The organism is Nocardiopsis synnemataformans (genome assembly GCF_965343085.1).
GTDB lineage: Bacteria > Actinomycetota > Actinomycetes > Streptosporangiales > Streptosporangiaceae > Nocardiopsis > Nocardiopsis alborubida.
Window position 1 is genome coordinate 72,801 of the sequence record NZ_CBDRFA010000009.1, and the last position, 16,325, is coordinate 89,125.

Below are 16,325 nucleotides of genomic sequence, written 5' to 3' on the forward strand. Positions count from 1 at the left end.
CGCGCTCAACCACCGCTGGTGTACTGGCCCCTCTCGGCCGGAACCGTGCGGAGCCGGGTGACGGTGTCGACGGCCTGTTGTTCCTCGGTCCCCCCGACAGCGTCGGCTGCACGGAGTTCCCGTTCCGGCGCCCATGAGGCCCGGACGAGTTCGAGGACGCGATCGAGGACCTCCTCGTGCGTGTGCGGGGCCAGGGATCGCAGGACCGGGACGACCGTCTCTTCCCGGAGCTGGGTGCCGACCACGACCGCACGCACACCGTTGAGGTAGGAGTTGACGGTGTTCACGAGTTCGGTACCGAAAGCGGACTCCTCGGCCGTGAGGGTCAGGTCCTCCGCCGCCTGCCTGAGCGCCACCAGTTCGAGGCGTCCGAGGGCCCGCTGCGCGAGCAGGCGCCGGTAGGTGCGCAGGCGCTGATCGGGGTGTTCGGCGACGGGCTCCAGCCGCAGCCGCATGACCTCGTGGACCTCCGTCCACGCCTCCTCGGAGTGGACGTCCGCGTACCAGGTCGCCAGGTCGTCCGAGACGTGACGCAGGTACGGCAGCAACCCGAGCAGGAAGCGCGCGGACGTGCCGTTGACCCGCATCGCCGTCGACCGCAGCAGACGGGAGGTGGTCGTTTTGTGCGGCACGGTGATCTCGTAGGGGTCGAGTACGGACGGTGTGGCGTCCATGTTCATCCGCAGCTCGAACCCCGTGCTCTCCCCGACGTTGACCGGTGAGGACTCGTCCAGGTCCACGACGGTGACGCCCCCGCCCGCCTCCCACCCGTTCAGGTGGCGCACGCGCAGGGCCGCCACGATGCTGAACCACTCGGTTCCCGGCAGGGTCCGCCACAGCGCGGCCGTGTGCTGCCAGTCCTGGAGGGTCTCGGGGGAGTCCGGGAACAGCTCCCGGGTGTCGACCGGCTCCTCACGCACGAGACACAGCAGGATCATGAGGTTGCTGGTGTAGTTGGCCTCGCGCCGTGTCAACGGCAGCCGCGTGGGCTCGTAGGCGGTGTAGGAGCGGTTGGAGGCCGGGAAGGGCGCCTCCTGGAACAGCTCCACGAGCAGCCGCGCGTAGTCCTCGCGGGCCCCCGGTTCCTCGGCGAACCGGCGTTCCAGGAGTTCGGCGAGGAAGTCCACGACCTTCTCCCGGCCCGCGTAGCTGGCGAAGGAGGACAGGGCGTACAGCTCGCCGTCGTCGGGACGCGCGCTCCGCCCCCGGCGCCGCGAGGAGCGCGAGCGGGACTCGTCCAGCTCCTCCAGCGCGATCGCCACGGCCCGCGCCACCAGGTACTCCCCGAAGGTGGCGTGCAGGAACTCGAAGACGCTCGCGGTGCCCTCACCCGTCTGCGCGCGGGCCTCGTGGACGAAGAAGAACCTGCCCAGCACCTGGTGTGCGGGGTCGATCCGTCCGTGCAGGTCGACGTCCTCCGCGCGCACCGCCGCGTCGGGCATGAGGACCGCCAGGTCCCGGTTCAGCTCGTCGGCGTCCACACTCTGCTTGCGCCGGGTGAACATCGCCAGCGCGGCGACCTCCAGACGGCGCAGCTCGTCCTCGATCGCGTCGTCCAGGTCCCGGTCGTTGAGGTGGGGCCGGTGCTTCTCCACCTCCCTGCGGGCGAACTTCTTCAACAGGCTCTCGTACAGCTCACCGTGGGAGAGGGTGTCCGAGGCGCGCCGCAGGGCGTTGCCCTCCGCGTCGTAGATGAGCAGCATCAGCAGCAGCAGGGGTTGCTCGGCCAGCTCGCGGTACCGCACCAGGACGTCGATGGTCAGGGGGTCCAGACCGGAGGCGGCGAACGCCCGGGAGTTCGCCCTGTTCCACACTTTCAGCATCTGCCCGATCCGGGCGTCGTCGAAGGGCTCGAGCCGCATGACCATGGAGCCGTCGGGGAAACGGGCCCGGTCCGCCACGACGGTGCGGCTGGTGACGATCACCGCCGTCGGCTGGCCCAGCGCCTCCTGCTGGCGCTGGAACTCCTGGACCCGCTCCAGGTAGTCGGAGCGGTCGACTCCGGTCGCCTGGAGGAGTTCGTCGAAGCCGTCCAGGATGACCACGGGCAGCGCTCCGTCCGCCGACTCCGCGAGTTCACGCCAGGACACACGGGTGTGCAGCGTCGCGGCGAGCCCCTCCTCGATCTGCGTGTGGATGGGCGCGTTCGGCTGGACCGAGCGCAGCTCCACCCGGATCGGCAGGAAGTCGGCGGCGGGCAGGCTGGCCGCGAGCATCTCGGTGAACTTGGACTTGCCCGCACCCGGGTGGCCCAGAATGACCGTGGGGACCTCCGTGGCGACCGGGTGGACCAGGTGGGCGGCGATGACCGGTTGGAGGTCACCGACCACGGGCAGCCGGTCCCACCACTCCTCGGCGGAGGGCGTACCGCTGTGCACCGCGTAGGCGGCGCGGCCCCGCGGCGGGACGTAGGCCTCCTCCAGCGGGGGCAGGGACAGGCCCGGGGGTATGTCGTCCGAACGCAGCACGGGCTGGCGTAGGACCGCCTGGTACCCGGCGGACAGCTCCCGCCGTCGCAGGTCCACCGTGCGGTGGGAACTGATGCGCTCCAGGTGCCTGCGCAGTTCCCCGAGCCCCGTACCGACGACCTCGCGCGTGTGCTCGTGTTCGGCGAGGTGGACCCACATGCCGAACTCGGGGATGTCGGCGGCGAGCTGACGGTAGGACTCCTGGTACCGGCGGGAGGCGTTCGCGGGGACGAGGCGCCGCATGTTCCGCAGGAGGCTGTGATCCTCGGAGGTGATCCCGTGCCTTTCGGACACCGCGAGCCCTGTCAGGGCCACCGCGAAGTCCCTGAACAGGAAGTCCGAGAAGAAGCGGGGGACCCAGCCCGACCCCAGGGACACGGCGGGAGCGGTCCCGGAGTGCGCGAGGACGCGATCCATCAACCCGGCCTGTTCCTCCCCGGTGAACTCCAGGTCGGCCAGGGTGAAGGGGGCGTCCAACTCGGCCAGGGCCTCGTCCACCGCCTCGAAGAAGGCGACGACGACGATGATCTGGTGCGCCGCCTCGATCTTCTCCGTCCGCGACAGGCGGCTCTCGCCGCTGATCTTGTCCCGGATCCCCTCGATGGCCCGCCGCCCCCCGCTGACCAGCGCTCCCCGCAGACCGAAGAGGTCGGGCACCCCGACCAGCCCCAGGCCTCCGTCGGCCAGCCTCTCGGCGAGGCCCATCACCTCCGAGTCGTTGTGGCCGAGGATCTTGAGCGCGTCCGCGTAGGTGAGCCGTTTCGCCATCGGGGGTGCCTCTTCCGGCGTCGAGGGGAGTGGGAACACAGTCGGACCCGGCACCGGGGGCGGTGCCGAGTCCGCAGGTCAGCATGGGTCTCGGGGGTGAGGAGAAGTCATCGCGATCCCGTGGTGGGATCCGCTAGGGCAGCTCCCAGTTCACCAGTTCGGAGTTCTGTTCCTTGAGCATCTCGTTGGCGCGGCTGAACGGCTTCGAGCCGAAGAACCCGTTCTTCGCCGACAACGGGCTCGGGTGCGCGGACTCCACACACGGCACACCCGGCATCAGCGGGCGCAGGTTGCGTGCGTCGCGCCCCCACAGGATCGCCACCAGCGGCTTGTCGCGCTCGGCGAGTGCCCGGATGGCCTGCTCGGTGACGGCCTCCCAGCCCTTGCCCCGGTGCGAACCGGCCTTGCCCGGCTCCACCGACAGCACCCTGTTGAGCAGCAGCACGCCCTGCTGGGTCCACGGGGTCAGGTCGCCGTTGGAGGGCATGGGCACGCCCAGGTCGTCGACCATCTCCTTGTAGATGTTGCGCAGGCTCGCGGGCAGGCGCACGTCCGGGGCGACCGAGAAGCTCAGGCCCACCGCGTTGCCCGGGGTCGGGTAGGGGTCCTGGCCCACGATGAGCACGCGCACGTCCTCGAAGGGCTGCTTGAAGGCGCGCAGGACGTTCTCACCGGCGGGGAGGTAGGTGCGGCCCTCCGAGACCTCCTGGCGCAGGAAGTCACCCATCGCGGCGATCTGCGGCGCGACCGGCTCCAGGGCCTCGGCCCAACCGCTGTCCATGATTTCTTTCAGGTCCTTCGGCATGGCCAGAACACTAGCGGCAGCGAGCGACATCCACGTCCCCTTCGGGCCTGCCCCGTTCCTGGAGGCGCACTTTTTCACCCGAGGACGCGGAGCCGGGAGCCCATCTCGTCCACGTACTCGCGTACGGAGCGTTCGGGGACCCGGCAGGAGCGGCCCACCCGGATCGCCGGGAGGACTCCGGAATGGACCATGCGGTACACCGTCATCTTCGACACGCGCATGATCGAGGCGACCTCCGCGACAGTCAGGAAGCGCACCTCCTCATGAGGTGCCTTCGGTCCGCGCCGAAGCGGTGGGACGGGCACACGGTCATCGAGCCCCAGGATCTGGGCGGCGAACGCGTTCACCCACGCGTGTGTGTCCGAGTCCGCTGTTCCAGCCTCCTCCAGAACCTCCAGGAGGGCTGTGGTGTCCAGAGGACGCCCCAGGGTGAGGACCTCCACCCCCACCGGCCGACCGTCAGCGGAGTAGTCCACGACGAACGGACCGTAGTCGAGGGTTCTCTCCACGCGAGCGTCGGTGAGAGTCAGGTAACCCGCGTCCGCTTCCTGGTCGATCGTCACTCTCCGAGGCGCTGCCATGGGAATCACGATACTTCCACCACCGTTTTGATCACAGGGTCTGGCGTTCCCCAGGTCGTGTCCTTCACCGCCACGTAGATCTTCCTGCCGTCACCGGTGTGTCCGTACAGCTTGTAGGAGTTGTTCGCGGAGTCGCGCGCGGACCTCACGCGTCGGGGACGAGCACGACCTTCCCGACGACGGTGCGGGACTCGGCGAGGGTCATCGCGCGGGAGACCTCCGAGAGCGGGACGCGGGCGGCCACCTGCGGTGCCAGGACGCCGTCGGCGAGCAGACGCAGCACCTCGGTCAGGTCCTCGCGCAGCCGGGCGCGGAAGGCGTCGGCATGGCGGCGGCGTCCGGCCCAGAAGTTGTAGAAGTGGGCGCCGCGGCCGTTGGGCAGGGCGTTCCACACCAGGAGCCGGCCGAAGAGCGCGAGCACGGGCAGCCGGGAGTTGCCCTCGACATCCTTCGTCGACGCGGTGCCGTAGGAGACGAGCGTGCCGCCGCGGCGCAGCAGGCGCCAGGAGCGGACCAGACCCTCCCCTCCGACGTGGTCGAACACCGCGTCCACGCCCTCGGGCGCCAGGGCCCGGATCCTGTCGTACACGTGCGGGTCGCGGTAGTCGACGGGCATCGCGCCGAGCGCGCGCACGGCCTCGTGGTGGCGCGGTGCGGCCGTGCCGATCACGGTGATCCCCTCGTGCAGGGCGAGCTGGACCAGGGCCGTGCCGACGCCGCCGTTGGCGCCCAGCACGACGACGGTGCCGCCCCGTCGCACGCGGGCCGTGCGGTGCAGCATCTGCCAGGCGGTGATGCCGTTGACGAGCAGCGTCTCGACCTCCGCCGGGTCCGCTGTCTCCGGCACCGCGACGAGGTCGCGTGCGTCCAGGAGCAGGTGGCTGGCCCAGGCGCCGGTCTTGGTGACGGCGGCGAAGCGGCGCCCGACGAACGAGGCGTCCACGCCCGGACCCACGGCCTCGACGGTGCCGACGACGTCGTAGCCCGGCACGAACGGGAACGGGGGCTGGTCGAAGTACTTGCCCCGGCGCATCTGCTGCTCGGCGAACGAGACCCCGGTCGCCTCCATGCGCAGCAGGACGTGACCGGCTTCGGGAGCGGACAGCGTCCGGGGCCGCACCTGAAGACGGGAGGGTTCGACCCGGCCGGGCAGCAGGACCTGGGTGGCGGTGGTGGCGGCGTTCATCGGGACTCCTGTCGGAACACTCGGGGTAACGCTTGTAAACTTACATGCGTAACCTTAAGGGTGCAAGGCAGGCCGCACAAGCTTCCAGCCGTAAGGTGACACCATGAAGGACACGAAGGACGCGTCGGCTCCGCGCACCCGTAACCGCCGAGGCCAGGGCGGCCGCCTGCGCGAGGAGATCGTCGACGCCGCGGTGGAGCTGCTCGACGAGACGGGGGACGAGCGCACCATCACCCTGCGGTCCGTCGCGCGCCGCGTCGGAATCGCGGCGCCGTCGATCTACCCGCACTTTTCGGACCAGCCCGCCATCATGCTGGCCGTGGTCCGCAGGGCCTTCGACGAGCTCGAGGCAGCGCTGAACGCGGCGGTGGCGGAGGCGGGCACCGACCCCCGCGCGCGCCTGTACGCCACGTGCCACGCCTACCTCGACTTCGCCCGCTCGCGCCCCGAGCGCTACCGCACCATGTTCGGCGGTCTGTGGATGCCCACGCTCGGGGACTCCTCGGTGACCGGGCAGGAACTCGTCACCCTTGGGGACGCGAGCCTGCGCGTGCTCGGCGAGGCGCTCACCGCCTGCGTCGACGCCGGGATCTCCACCAGCACCGACCCCGGCGCCGACGCGGTCGGGCTGTGGCTGGGCCTGCACGGGCTCGCCCACCAGCGCGCCGTGACCCGGGTGTTCCCCGGCCCGGAGGACATCGGCGAGCGGATGATCCCGGCACTGGCCCGCCTCCGCGAGGACTGAAGGCCTCCGCGTCGCCTCGGGGGCCGGCCTTCACGCCGTGCCGCTCGTGTGTCCGGCCCGCCGGTCAACCGTCCCGTACGGGGCCGTCGGACGGAGATGGCGGCAGCGGAAAGGGGGCGTGTCCGGTCATGCGAAGAAGGTGTAGAGCACGTAGACCGTGAGCACGAGTACCCAGGTCTCCCCGGCCCACGCGGTGACGGCGAACACCTTGTCACGGGTCTTCCCGCGGCGGACGACGGTGCGGAGTTCCTCCCTCCTGGCGTCGAACGCCCGCTGGAACTCCTCCCTGCGCTCCTCTGCTCGTAGGTCGATGGCCTCGATGCGTTCGGCGAGCTGGCCGACGGCCTCCGTCGACTCGTCGGGATCCATGACGGCCAGTTCGGAAGGATGTCTGGCGCCCTTGCCGGTGATCTTGCCGTAGACCCGGCGCTCGCACTCGCGCACGGCGGCGAGCTTCTCCTCGATCGCCTCTTCGAGGATCTCGTTCTCCTGCTGTCTGCTCTCAGCCAGGAGCATGGCGTCGACCGTGCCGCCTTCGATGCGTACGACGCGCCGGACGGAGCCGCGGTGGATCCATGAGAAGAGGAGAAAAACAGGAAGGGCGACCAGAAGGAAAATAATGGTGGTGGCAGGCATACGTTCTCCTCCGGGCTAGCGTGTTTTTCGGCGAGGGATCCTAAGCGCCGGTCTCACCGGTTTCGCCGGTTTCGCCGACTGTGCTGGTTGCTCCAGCCTGGGGACCTCCAAAAGCTCCCGAAGCTTCTCGGTCTCGTTGCTTTTCCACTCGCTATTCCCTCTGCGGCTTGCTCTTCTCAGCGTTTTTATGAGCCATTTTTGATTCAACCTCTCCTCAGTTCTCCTGAGGGCTCCCTCCACGGTGGTAAGGTTTTTCGTATGGCTGTTGGGTTTTTCCTTCCTCAGTTCGTTTTTGGTCATCTTTCTGAAACCGCGCATCCTTGCCTCGGTGTAGTCAAGAAATTTTTTCTTTTTCTGGATGTCCTTCATTATTTTGTTGTAGTCGCTGACCCACTTTTGGAGGGAGGACGACTGCTCGCGGCTCAGAGATGTGAGGTCGATGGGCTCCAGAAGGCCCGCTCGGTTTTTGGTGAGGACTCCTGCATCAACGTACTCCTTGATGTCCTGTTTGATCTTTTTCTCTTGGGCCAAAATATTATTTCGGGCTGTCGAAATATTTGCAAGCGCCATATTGGCTTCAAAAACCGTTCCCTTTTTTTCTTCCCTGTGTCCGCGTCTGAGGTATTCCATTCCATCTTCGATGCTCCTTCTTGTGTCCGAAATGCTCTCGCGGTCACTTCTTCTCTGCTCTTCGGCCTGGTGGTGCGATGACCTGTACGTCAGGCGTGAATTCGCATTCCGCACAACCATTCCCGAAGCCCTTGCTATCAGGGCTCCGGCAATTACGGCAATGAGGAAAAGCACTGATTCCATGAGTCTTGCCAATCATTTCAGGATTCCGTTATTTCTTTCCTCCAGCCCTCTGTGCGGGGCACGGAGATTCTCATTCCTCTCTACGGGAAAGATGGAGGGAGATGACTTCCTCCGTGCGCTCCAAGGTTCCAAGTATGTCTCCGACCTGGTATTGAATTACTCCTCCGGTAGTGTCTTCCTGGACTCGTTCGAGTGCTTGGCTGAGCAGACGGCACCTGCCTTGTACGACCCCGTCGGCCCGGGCGAGACCTCCGCGCTCCTCGTTGAGCCTCTCAAGCCTCCTTAGAAGGGAGGAAATATACTCGTCCGTCGGTGGGGAAATTCCTTTCTTTGCTTCCTTGGAGCGATGAGCCCTGTGTGCGAGAAGAATGACGACTGCGGCTGCCATGAGCATGATGAGCTGTATAGTAATTGCTGACATTTCGGCGATTTCCTTTCTTTTTGCCCTTCTGGGCGTGTGCCACTATTCATCTTCTTGTTCTGCGAGAGTTTTTCTTCTGCGCTGGACTGTTTGACTGGTTCATTTTTTTGGCCAGTGCTGAGTTTCGCTCCTTCTGCTTATCCTCCTTTCTTTTTGATTTCAAGAGATCGTCGAGAATCTCTTTTATCCCCTCGAATTCTTCAGCGAAGTTCTTGGCGCGGGGGACAAGCTCTGATGCCAATTTGATCTTCTTGGCCTCGCTCAGTACGCGTTCCTTATGGGTTTCGATGGGTTGCTGTATGGTTTTGACATCATCCTCAACCTTGAAACGCGTGTGTTCCAGTTCTTGCTGGAGTATTTTTTCGGGGGATTGATTGACTGATTCCTTGATTTTTCTCGCCGCGAGAAGTATGCGCTCGTTGAAAAAGCTAGCCATGCCGATGAGGCCATTGAGTGCGACCATCCCTGCCAGCATGGTGATCAGGCGAAGGGATTCGCTGGGTATGCTGGTCAGTCCCTGCAGGAGATCGCCCAAGGGGTGATCCTCCTTTCCGTCTTCTTTTTACTCAGTCGTCGAGCCAGCCCTCGGGCACGGGCGCGACGGGGAGGGCGCGTGGTTCCTGGTGTCTTCGCGAAGTGCACTCGCGGAAGGGGCCGGTGTCGCCGAGGATCACTGGGAGTTGCGTGTCCAGGTAGTCGCGGTACCAGATCGCCATGCCGGTACCGGGTTCCAAGCGCATCACCTCCCAGGAGTGCCACAGCGCCTGGAACCGGGAGACCGCCTCCGGATGCCGCCACCACTCGGCACACCAGCGGAACTGGCCGCCTTCCGGTCGACAGAACACAGGGACGAAGCGCTCGGTGACGAATTCCTCCACGTCCGCGAAGACCGGCTGCGGACTCTCCTCGTCATCCCCGTCGGCCGCAACCTCCTCCTCGTACCCGTCTGGGTTCTGCTGCTCTGCTTCGTCATGGGTGTTGGCGGTCAACGGTTCGTGTCTCCTCGGTGGTGTCGTCCGGTCAGGTCGCCGAGCATTCTGTAGTGCTCGTTCTCGCTGGTTTCGAGACGCACCGGTTCACCGTCTCCGTCCCCGAGCAGAATGAAAAACGGAATGTCCTTGCTCACAACTATATGATCCTCTGTATCGATCTTCGCGGTTTTATCTCCCCTTTCTTCTGGCGGAACTCTTGTTGTTGGCCTGCTGCGGAGCAGGGGCTCTCGCCTTGCCCTTTCCACTGGCCTTGCCGGAGTGCTGATCGCTTGATTCCTTTTCCAGTGCCTTGTTGATTTTCGGTGCGGCATCAATATTTTTTACCTGCTGGGACATGGCGTCCTTGACCTGCTTTTCAATATTATTCAAGGTTCCCTTGGGAATGTCTTTCTCTCCATGTTTTGGGATAATAACCCTGCCCTTGCCGTTTGGGCCCATGAGTTTGACATGGCTGCCTTTCTGGTCTTTTACTCGAAATCCTCTTTTCTGGAGTTCTGCGATAATCTTCTTGCCAGTTTTGGGGAGTTTATCGTCAGTCATCCTTGACGCTGATCTCCACTGTGCTCAGGGTCGGGTCATCAACGGCGGGCGGAACCGGCTGGTCGGTGTAGTTGAGCTCCAAGGCCTCGATGATCATCGCTTCGGCCTCTGCGCGGGTCTCTCCGAAGCTTGCGATGTCGGCTTCCACGCAGTAGGACACGTACTGGTCTTCCTCCCGGTAGGTGACCACGGTCAGTTTGTGCTTTTCCATGAAGGGTCTCTTTTCTTTTCGTGTGTAACCAGAGGCACCGTCGCCCTGGTTTCGTGCTGCGGACTTCGCTGCCTGGGGAATACGGTCCCTGGGCGGACAGCAACGGCCATGACGGCGGCCTGACCGTTCAGGCCTAGGTGGGACTGATCCGTCAGGTCCAGCCGAGCAGTCGGTAGTGCTCGTTCTCGTCGGTTTCGAGGCGCACGGGCTCGCCGTCTCCGTCCCGGGGGAGGACGAACACCACGCCGTCCTTGCTCACCGCGATCTGGTCCTCCTCCGGGGACAGCGCGTACGCGTCGACGCCGTGTTCGTCGAGCACCGGGTTCCACTCGCTGACCCCGCCCTCGGAGTCCAGCGTGAACTCGATGACGGGTCCCGGAACCGTGGATCCCCGAGAATCCTCGGAGCTCATGTCGAAACCGATGTAGCTGCCGTCCTCGGTGGGGGTGAAGTGGTCGTAGACGCTCCTGCGGTCGTAGTCGTAGGCTTCGTCGCCGTCGTTGGTCAGGATGGCGACCTTCCTGAGGAGGACGCCATTGTCCGCTCGCACCCCTTCGACATGCAGGCTGTCGGCGCCGATCCGTCTCGTCTCGGCGAGTTCCACGGGGTCCAGCGGGGGTTCGCCGCCGATCAGGTTCTCCAGACCCCTGTACTCGGCTTCCTCCTGGACGAGCGCGGGTTCGGCCCCTTCCTCCAGGAACGGCACGGAGTGCAGCGAGGACGTCCTCAGCTCCATGAGGTACAGGTGCTCGCCGCCGGAGCCGAACCCGAGCCAGCGAAAGTGCGGATCCGTTGAGGAGATATCGTCGCCCACGGTGTCGAACTCCGCGATGGTCTCCCTGTCGGCGAGGCGGTGGACGATGACGCTGTCACCGCCTGCGACGAGCGCCAGATAGCCGAAGTCCTCGCTGAAGGCCGCTGTGAGGCTACTGCCCTCGTCCGCGGCGCTCGGGTAGACGAAGAAGCCGTACCTGGCCGTTCTGTCTGACAGTTCCAGCCCTCCCCGCCCGTCGCCGAGGTCGATGCGGTGCAGTTCCTCCCCGGTTTCGGGATCCAGGGTCACCAGCACGCGGTAGTCCTCGGTGTGCGCGATGATCCCGGGGGAGTCGCCCCAGACGGGGGCCGCCTCGGAGGCCGTGGGTTCGGGTTCCCGCGCGCCGCCGTCACCGGTCCCGCCCGAACAAGAGGTGGCCACGAGGACCAGGGCCAGCGGCCCGGCGATACGGCTTAGGGTCGTGGACGTGCTCAATGGATTTCCTCCGTTTTCTCAGGAGTCCGCCGTCTGTTCCGCGCCCCCTCGGTGATCAGGGTGTCAGCGCGTTCGATGGCCTCGGTGATCTGCTTCGCGTCGTCATTCTCGTACCAGGGGCGCATCTCCACGAGGGTGGGCCGGGCCGCGGTGGCGAAGAGCAGCGCCTCTCCCTTGGCGATCTGCCGGATGTCGGAGCCCTGCATGATCTCCTGTCGCCGCAGCTGTACGGAGTGGTTGCCCTTGCCGTCGCCGAAGCTGAACGACCCCGTGGAGACGTCGTGCTGTCCGATCAGCTTGGACAGGGCCTCCACGATCTTGTGGTCGTCGAGCCCCGCTCCGAAGACCTTGACGGTGGCGGCCGACCACATCGCCTCCATGCCGTTCTCCGTCCACACGCGCACGCCCTGCCGGTAGCTCTGGAGGATGGTGACCGGGATGACGCCGCGGGAGCCCAGATGGGAGTACATGTCGGGAAGGTCGGCGATCTTGCAGATGTTGGCCGCCTCGTCCAGGACGGCGACCAGGGGCGGGTCCAGCCTTCCTCCCTGTCCCTCCGCGGCCTCCTCGGCGGCGAGGAAGACGGCGTCGGTCAGCGCCGCGATGAGGGGAGCGGCGGCCGAACGGGACTTGCTCAGCAGGTGCAGCGTCTGGCGGGTGAGCACGAAGGACCGCGGTTCGAACTCCCGTACGCCGAAGTCCTCGGGCGGTGTCACCCACTCCATGATCGCCGGGTCGTCCAGGCAGCGCGCCGCCGTGCGGGCGGTCGTGTAGATGCCGTCCCGGGTCTCCGAGACGATGTTCTGGGTCTCGCGCAGAGCGTCCGCGTAGGCGTTGAAGCCGTGGTCGTACAGGATGTTGACGGGTCTGGGCTGTTTGGCGTCGTGCAACCACTCGCCCACGGTCTCCAGGGACTCCCCGTCCAGGGCCGCGGCCAGGAGCAGCTGCGAGATCAGCGCCTTGGCCGCAGGACCCCACATGTCCTTCTTGGAGTCGTCGTCGATGGTCAGGACGAAGTGGCCCGCCAGACGGTGCGCGGCCTCGACGCTGTCCACTTCCCGCAGCGGATTCCACCACAGGCGCTGGGGCTGGTGGGCGACGCGCTGGGGATCGAACAGCCACACGCTCTCGCCGGTGCGCTCACGCCTCAGCTGGGCGGTCGCGGCCCACACATCCGCCTTGTTGCTGGTGGCGAGCGCGGGTCCGGGAGCGGAAAGCACGTAGGGGACCGCCATCGCGGTCGTCTTGCCCGCCCGGGGGGCCATGTACGCCAGAACGGTGTCCTCCCAGGAGGCGAAGAGCGTCGGTTCGGCCCTGCCGCGCGGACGCTTCACCGCCCCGATCACCAGTCCCACGTCCGGGTCCTTCAGGGACTTGGCCCTGCGTCCGGCCAGTGAACCGCGGCGCAGCCTCAGGGCCTTCTCCGCGGCCGCGGGTCTGGCCAGCTCGGCCACGGTGTCATCCCCGCTGTTGAGCGCGGCCACGGGGTCCGCGGCGCGGCCTCGGATCCCGCCGACCAGCCGTGCGGCCAGCACGACCACGGCGATCGCCAGCAGCACCAGTGCGAGCGCGACCACCAGGACCAGCGGTGTCGGCATGCCCGGCCAGGTGGCACCGGTGTCCCCCCTGGCCAGGGAGAAGGCCCAGGAGACGCCGAACGGGGGGACGTCCTCGTCCACGAGCAGGCCGGTGACCCACGCGCCGCCCCACACCAGCCACACCAGGAGGACGGCGGACCAGAGCGCCACCAGGGCGAACAGGGGGCTGGCCGCGGCGGACCAACCCGTTCCGCGTGGTTGTAGTTGTCTGCCCATGGCTTCTCAGGCCCTCATCTTCTGGTCGGTGTCGTAGAGCCGGGCCTCGTCCGGGGTCAGTGCCATCTGTACGGGGATGCCCAGGCGCTCGGCACCGGTCTTGATCAGGTACTTGCCGCGTCCCGGATGCCTCGCGCCCGGTTGCCAGGAGTCCGGGGAGGACCAGGAGGAGACCAGGTTCTGTTCGGGACCGGTCAGGGGCGTGATCTGGTGGACCCGCGCCAGCTCGCGCGGGGGCAGGCCCGCCATGACGAGGATGGCGCTGCGGTCCACGAACCCCCGCGCCTTGGCCCGGTCCTCCTCACTGGTCAGGGACTCCAGGTCGGAGAGGGAGTGCGTGACCATCACCGACGCCATGCCCTTGGACCGGTTCAGCCGGGTCAGGGAGTCGGCGTACTCCACCAGCCCGGGGGCCCCGCGCAGCGCACGCCACAGCTCGTCCATGACACCCAGGTAGGAGCGCCGGGGGGCCAGGCCCGCGTCCGCGAGGGCGGACGCGGCGTCCACCATGCCGAAGCCGTAGCTCCACGTGCACAGCATGGCCGCCGTCAGCAGTTTGTCGCCCGCAGCCCCCACCCGGCTGATGTCCACGCTCACTGCGGGGCTGGACAGGTCGATGGGCTCACTCGTGTCCTGGTCGAAGACCCCTGCCAGGGAACCGGAGACCAGGAGCCGCAGCGTGAAGATCAGGTCGTCCACGCGGCGGTTGTAGCTCCCCTCCCCGTCGGCGCGCGCCGCCGCCCTCAGGGGCTCGGGGCCCTCCTGGATGACGCGCAGCACGTCCACCACCGTCGGCTGGCGCCCGGTCAGCTCCAGCTTCTCGTCCAGCAGGTCCACCGCGGTGCCGAGCACGACCTCCTCGGCGTTGTTGATGGGCGCCTCGCGGATCAGCAGGCACAGCGCCATCAGCAGCGCGATCCGGCGTCCGCGCACCTCCCAACGCAGCTTCTCCCCGTCGGCGCGGCTCATCCTGGAGACGGCCCTGCCCAGGGGACCGGCGTCCAGCGGGTTGATGCGGTCCATGCCGCGCCCGATCTTGATCACCTGGCCGCCGAGGTGTTCGACGAGGTCGCTGTAGTCGGGCTTGCTGTCACCGAGGACGATGGTGCGCGTCCCCGCCGCGATCGAGCCCGTCACCATGCGTTTGACCAGGGTGGACTTGCCCGTGCCGGGCTGTCCCAGGACGAAGACGCCGGGGTTGGTCACCAACCCCGCCCGCAGCCACGCCAGCGGGTCCAGGCACACGACCTCGCCCGACAGCTGGTCGCGGCCGATCGGCGTGCCCACAGCGGGAGGCTTGCTGCTGGTCACGAACGGGAAGAGGCCGCACGCCTGAGTGGTGGTCGCCTGGTACTCCACGACCGGGCAGATGTTGGGGGAGCGGCCTCCCGCACGGTGCCGCCAGCCCAGCGGGGGAGGCGGCTGCTCCGGGGTTTCGCCGTCACCGGCCCCGGAGACGGTCGTGGGTTTCTCCTCCGCCTTCCGCTCCTTCTGGTTCTTCTTCCACGCGGTCTCCGGCGGGAACCGTTCCGCGCCAGAGGCGGACGGGGAGTCCGTTGTGTCCTCGGAACGCACCGACTTCTTGGATCTGGTCCTGAACATCGTTCCTACCAACCGTTCAGTCGCTGCAACAGCCATGGTGGACAGATTCCCAGCGGGAGCGTGGTGGCGAAGGCGACGTCCTGACTGCCCCAGGCCCGCCTGAGCCGGATACGCGAGGACTCGGCGGCGGACTCGGTCTGGGCGATAGCCGCGGCCAACTGCTCCTCGTGCTGGACGGTCACCGTCACGTACATCGACATCTGCACCAGGCCGGCGCCCATGCTCTCCTCACGTGCGGCCTGGGCGGCGCGCTCCTCGTCCTGCCGGTCGCGCGCGCTGACCTGGTGCCTGATCCTGCGGCTGAGCTCGGACTTGTACTGGGCCGCTGTGCGCTGGTTCTCCAGGGCCGTGGCCGCGCTGGCCGCGGACCAGGGGCGGTAGAGGATCGTCGTCCGCTTGCAGTACCTGGTGGGGGAGAGGAGCTTGGCGAGGACGTTCGAGGTCACGTTGGTGCGCGGGGCCTCCTGCCACACCCAGGACACGCTCGTGCCGCTGTCGTGGACGTACCGGTCATGGCGCAGCTCGGCCGACATGGGCCCGGCGTCGGCCCAGTCCTTCGTGCGCAGGCCGTCGCCGTTCTCCAGGAGCAGTCGGTTGGTGTCTCCTCGCGCCGCGGGGTCGTAGGCGTTGCGCACGGAGGCGACGAGGTGCTGGGGCGTCGCCCTGCCCAGGAGGCTGACCCCGCAGTTGCCCAGCCCGCCCTCCAGTTCGTTGAGGTAGTTGCCCAGTTCGGCGATGGCCTCGACCTTGGTCTTCGGGTTGGCCGGGAACCTGCGGGGGTCGAAGGTGATGGAGATACGGGTCTCGACGTTCGCGCTCACGGAGGGAGTGCTGGCGACGAGGTCGTTCATGATCTTGTGCGCCTCGGCGGGCGCGTCGGGATCCAACTGCGCGGACACCTGGTGGCGCAGGGTGGAGCCGGGGTCCGGCGCGCTCTCCACGGTCACCGCCACCCAGGAGATCCAGGGCATGTATCCCAGACCCGCCAACCACGCGTGCCAGTTGGCGACCCACCCGTCGACGTCGCGGGACTCGGCGAGCCAGGTGGAGTTGGGCGCCGTGCGCACGGTGGCGGTCATGTGCCCGGTGCGGCGGTGCCAGACCAGTCCGTAACGACCTCCTCTGCCGTCCTCGACGTTCAACAGGCTCACGGGGGCGAGGACGCCGGGGAGCTGGAAGGCCCGGGGGTGTTCGACCAGGACACCGCCCACGTACCGTGTGTGGCCGCGGGCTCGGGCGGTGGCCCACCTCAGACGCAGGCCGATCCACTGGCCCAGGGACTGGCCCTGGACGGGAACGATCATCACCAGGGCGGTGACGATGAAAGGCGGCCCGGCGTATACGAGGAGTCCCGGACTGACGGAGGCGACGACGACCAGGACGATGAGTCCGCCCATCAGGGCCATGGTCGCGCCCAGGCCCAGACCGGCGATGCCGATGCTGCGCTGCTTGCGCCATCCGCCGTACATGCGCGGTTGAGACATGGGTGTGGCA

General features: G+C 67.0%; 17 protein-coding genes and 1 pseudogene. 1 reads left to right on the forward strand and 17 read right to left on the reverse strand.

What is annotated here, in order from left to right; all coding sequences use genetic code 11:
- Window positions 1–5: 5 nt before the first annotated feature.
- The 5 genes and pseudogenes from ACSIH6_RS07260 to ACSIH6_RS07280 form a co-directional block, all read right to left on the reverse strand.
- Window positions 6–3,236: an NACHT domain-containing protein gene (locus ACSIH6_RS07260; RefSeq protein ID WP_435107453.1), complete on the reverse strand. Its 3,231-nt coding sequence runs from the start codon at window positions 3,234–3,236 to the stop codon at window positions 6–8.
- Between the two features lie 133 nt (window positions 3,237–3,369).
- On the reverse strand, window positions 3,370–4,041 hold the full coding sequence (locus ACSIH6_RS07265; RefSeq protein WP_435107454.1) for a uracil-DNA glycosylase: 672 nt from the start codon (window positions 4,039–4,041) through the stop codon (window positions 3,370–3,372).
- Window positions 4,042–4,115: 74 nt separating this feature from the next.
- Window positions 4,116–4,346, reverse strand: coding sequence for a helix-turn-helix domain-containing protein (locus ACSIH6_RS07270; RefSeq protein WP_435107517.1), 231 nt, complete (start codon window positions 4,344–4,346; stop codon window positions 4,116–4,118).
- Window positions 4,347–4,484: 138 nt separating this feature from the next.
- Window positions 4,485–4,622: pseudogene (locus ACSIH6_RS07275) on the reverse strand (DUF2283 domain-containing protein); the annotation flags it as partial.
- 145 nt (window positions 4,623–4,767) lie between these two features.
- On the reverse strand, window positions 4,768–5,808 hold the full coding sequence (locus ACSIH6_RS07280) for a medium chain dehydrogenase/reductase family protein (protein ID WP_435107455.1): 1,041 nt from the start codon (window positions 5,806–5,808) through the stop codon (window positions 4,768–4,770).
- 103 nt (window positions 5,809–5,911) lie between these two features.
- Here ACSIH6_RS07280 and ACSIH6_RS07285 point away from each other — a divergent pair, with 103 nt between their 5' ends.
- A complete protein-coding gene (locus tag ACSIH6_RS07285) occupies window positions 5,912–6,553 on the forward strand; it encodes a TetR/AcrR family transcriptional regulator (RefSeq protein ID WP_435107456.1) in 642 nt (213 codons plus the stop codon).
- 126 nt (window positions 6,554–6,679) lie between these two features.
- On the opposite strand, the gene ACSIH6_RS07290 is transcribed toward ACSIH6_RS07285, so the two are convergent.
- From ACSIH6_RS07290 to ACSIH6_RS07345, 12 genes are all read right to left on the reverse strand, one after another.
- Window positions 6,680–7,189 carry a hypothetical protein gene (locus ACSIH6_RS07290; RefSeq protein ID WP_435107457.1) on the reverse strand — a complete coding sequence of 170 codons (510 nt, stop codon included), beginning with the start codon at window positions 7,187–7,189 and terminating at the stop codon, window positions 6,680–6,682.
- 15 nt (window positions 7,190–7,204) lie between these two features.
- On the reverse strand, window positions 7,205–8,014 hold the full coding sequence (locus tag ACSIH6_RS07295; protein ID WP_435107458.1) for a hypothetical protein: 810 nt from the start codon (window positions 8,012–8,014) through the stop codon (window positions 7,205–7,207).
- Window positions 8,015–8,072: 58 nt separating this feature from the next.
- On the reverse strand, window positions 8,073–8,396 hold the full coding sequence (locus ACSIH6_RS07300) for a hypothetical protein (RefSeq protein WP_435107459.1): 324 nt from the start codon (window positions 8,394–8,396) through the stop codon (window positions 8,073–8,075).
- A 73-nt stretch (window positions 8,397–8,469) separates the two neighbouring features.
- The gene (locus ACSIH6_RS07305; protein WP_435107460.1) at window positions 8,470–8,958 is read right to left on the reverse strand and encodes a hypothetical protein; all 489 of its coding nucleotides are present in this window, start codon (window positions 8,956–8,958) and stop codon (window positions 8,470–8,472) included.
- A gap of 31 nt (window positions 8,959–8,989) precedes the next feature.
- Window positions 8,990–9,412, reverse strand: coding sequence for a DUF4913 domain-containing protein (locus ACSIH6_RS07310; protein WP_435107461.1), 423 nt, complete (start codon window positions 9,410–9,412; stop codon window positions 8,990–8,992).
- Window positions 9,409–9,549, reverse strand: coding sequence for a hypothetical protein (locus ACSIH6_RS07315; protein ID WP_435107462.1), 141 nt, complete (start codon window positions 9,547–9,549; stop codon window positions 9,409–9,411). Before ACSIH6_RS07315 ends, ACSIH6_RS07310 begins: the two co-directional genes overlap by 4 nt.
- Before the next feature lie 34 nt (window positions 9,550–9,583).
- The gene (locus tag ACSIH6_RS07320; protein WP_435107463.1) at window positions 9,584–9,955 is read right to left on the reverse strand and encodes a type II toxin-antitoxin system HicA family toxin; all 372 of its coding nucleotides are present in this window, start codon (window positions 9,953–9,955) and stop codon (window positions 9,584–9,586) included.
- Window positions 9,948–10,166: a type II toxin-antitoxin system HicB family antitoxin gene (locus tag ACSIH6_RS07325; RefSeq protein WP_435107464.1), complete on the reverse strand. Its 219-nt coding sequence runs from the start codon at window positions 10,164–10,166 to the stop codon at window positions 9,948–9,950. The genes ACSIH6_RS07320 and ACSIH6_RS07325 overlap by 8 nt, the downstream gene beginning before the upstream one ends.
- A gap of 151 nt (window positions 10,167–10,317) precedes the next feature.
- A complete protein-coding gene (locus ACSIH6_RS07330; protein WP_435107465.1) occupies window positions 10,318–11,415 on the reverse strand; it encodes a hypothetical protein in 1,098 nt (365 codons plus the stop codon).
- A complete protein-coding gene (locus ACSIH6_RS07335; protein WP_435107466.1) occupies window positions 11,412–13,229 on the reverse strand; it encodes a type IV secretory system conjugative DNA transfer family protein in 1,818 nt (605 codons plus the stop codon). The genes ACSIH6_RS07330 and ACSIH6_RS07335 overlap by 4 nt, the downstream gene beginning before the upstream one ends.
- A gap of 6 nt (window positions 13,230–13,235) precedes the next feature.
- A complete protein-coding gene (locus ACSIH6_RS07340) occupies window positions 13,236–14,831 on the reverse strand; it encodes a putative type IV secretion/conjugal transfer ATPase (RefSeq protein WP_435107467.1) in 1,596 nt (531 codons plus the stop codon).
- 5 nt (window positions 14,832–14,836) lie between these two features.
- Window positions 14,837–16,315, reverse strand: coding sequence for an SCO6880 family protein (locus ACSIH6_RS07345; protein WP_435107468.1), 1,479 nt, complete (start codon window positions 16,313–16,315; stop codon window positions 14,837–14,839).
- Window positions 16,316–16,325: the final 10 nt, after the last annotated feature.

What these genes read in the sequence shown, in the direction of transcription:
- ACSIH6_RS07260 (WP_435107453.1), bottom strand. Translation starts at nt 3,236, where the DNA reads ATGGCGAAACGGCTCACCTACGCGGACGCGCTCAAGATCCTCGGCCAC.
- ACSIH6_RS07265 (WP_435107454.1), bottom strand. Translation starts at nt 4,041, where the DNA reads ATGCCGAAGGACCTGAAAGAAATCATGGACAGCGGTTGGGCCGAGGCC.
- ACSIH6_RS07280 (WP_435107455.1), bottom strand. Translation starts at nt 5,808, where the DNA reads ATGAACGCCGCCACCACCGCCACCCAGGTCCTGCTGCCCGGCCGGGTC.
- ACSIH6_RS07285 (WP_435107456.1), top strand. Translation starts at nt 5,912, where the DNA reads ATGAAGGACACGAAGGACGCGTCGGCTCCGCGCACCCGTAACCGCCGA.
- ACSIH6_RS07290 (WP_435107457.1), bottom strand. Translation starts at nt 7,189, where the DNA reads ATGCCTGCCACCACCATTATTTTCCTTCTGGTCGCCCTTCCTGTTTTT.
- ACSIH6_RS07300 (WP_435107459.1), bottom strand. Translation starts at nt 8,396, where the DNA reads ATGCTCATGGCAGCCGCAGTCGTCATTCTTCTCGCACACAGGGCTCAT.
- ACSIH6_RS07320 (WP_435107463.1), bottom strand. Translation starts at nt 9,955, where the DNA reads ATGACTGACGATAAACTCCCCAAAACTGGCAAGAAGATTATCGCAGAA.
- ACSIH6_RS07325 (WP_435107464.1), bottom strand. Translation starts at nt 10,166, where the DNA reads ATGGAAAAGCACAAACTGACCGTGGTCACCTACCGGGAGGAAGACCAG.
- ACSIH6_RS07335 (WP_435107466.1), bottom strand. Translation starts at nt 13,229, where the DNA reads ATGGGCAGACAACTACAACCACGCGGAACGGGTTGGTCCGCCGCGGCC.
- ACSIH6_RS07340 (WP_435107467.1), bottom strand. Translation starts at nt 14,831, where the DNA reads ATGTTCAGGACCAGATCCAAGAAGTCGGTGCGTTCCGAGGACACAACG.
- ACSIH6_RS07345 (WP_435107468.1), bottom strand. Translation starts at nt 16,315, where the DNA reads ATGTCTCAACCGCGCATGTACGGCGGATGGCGCAAGCAGCGCAGCATC.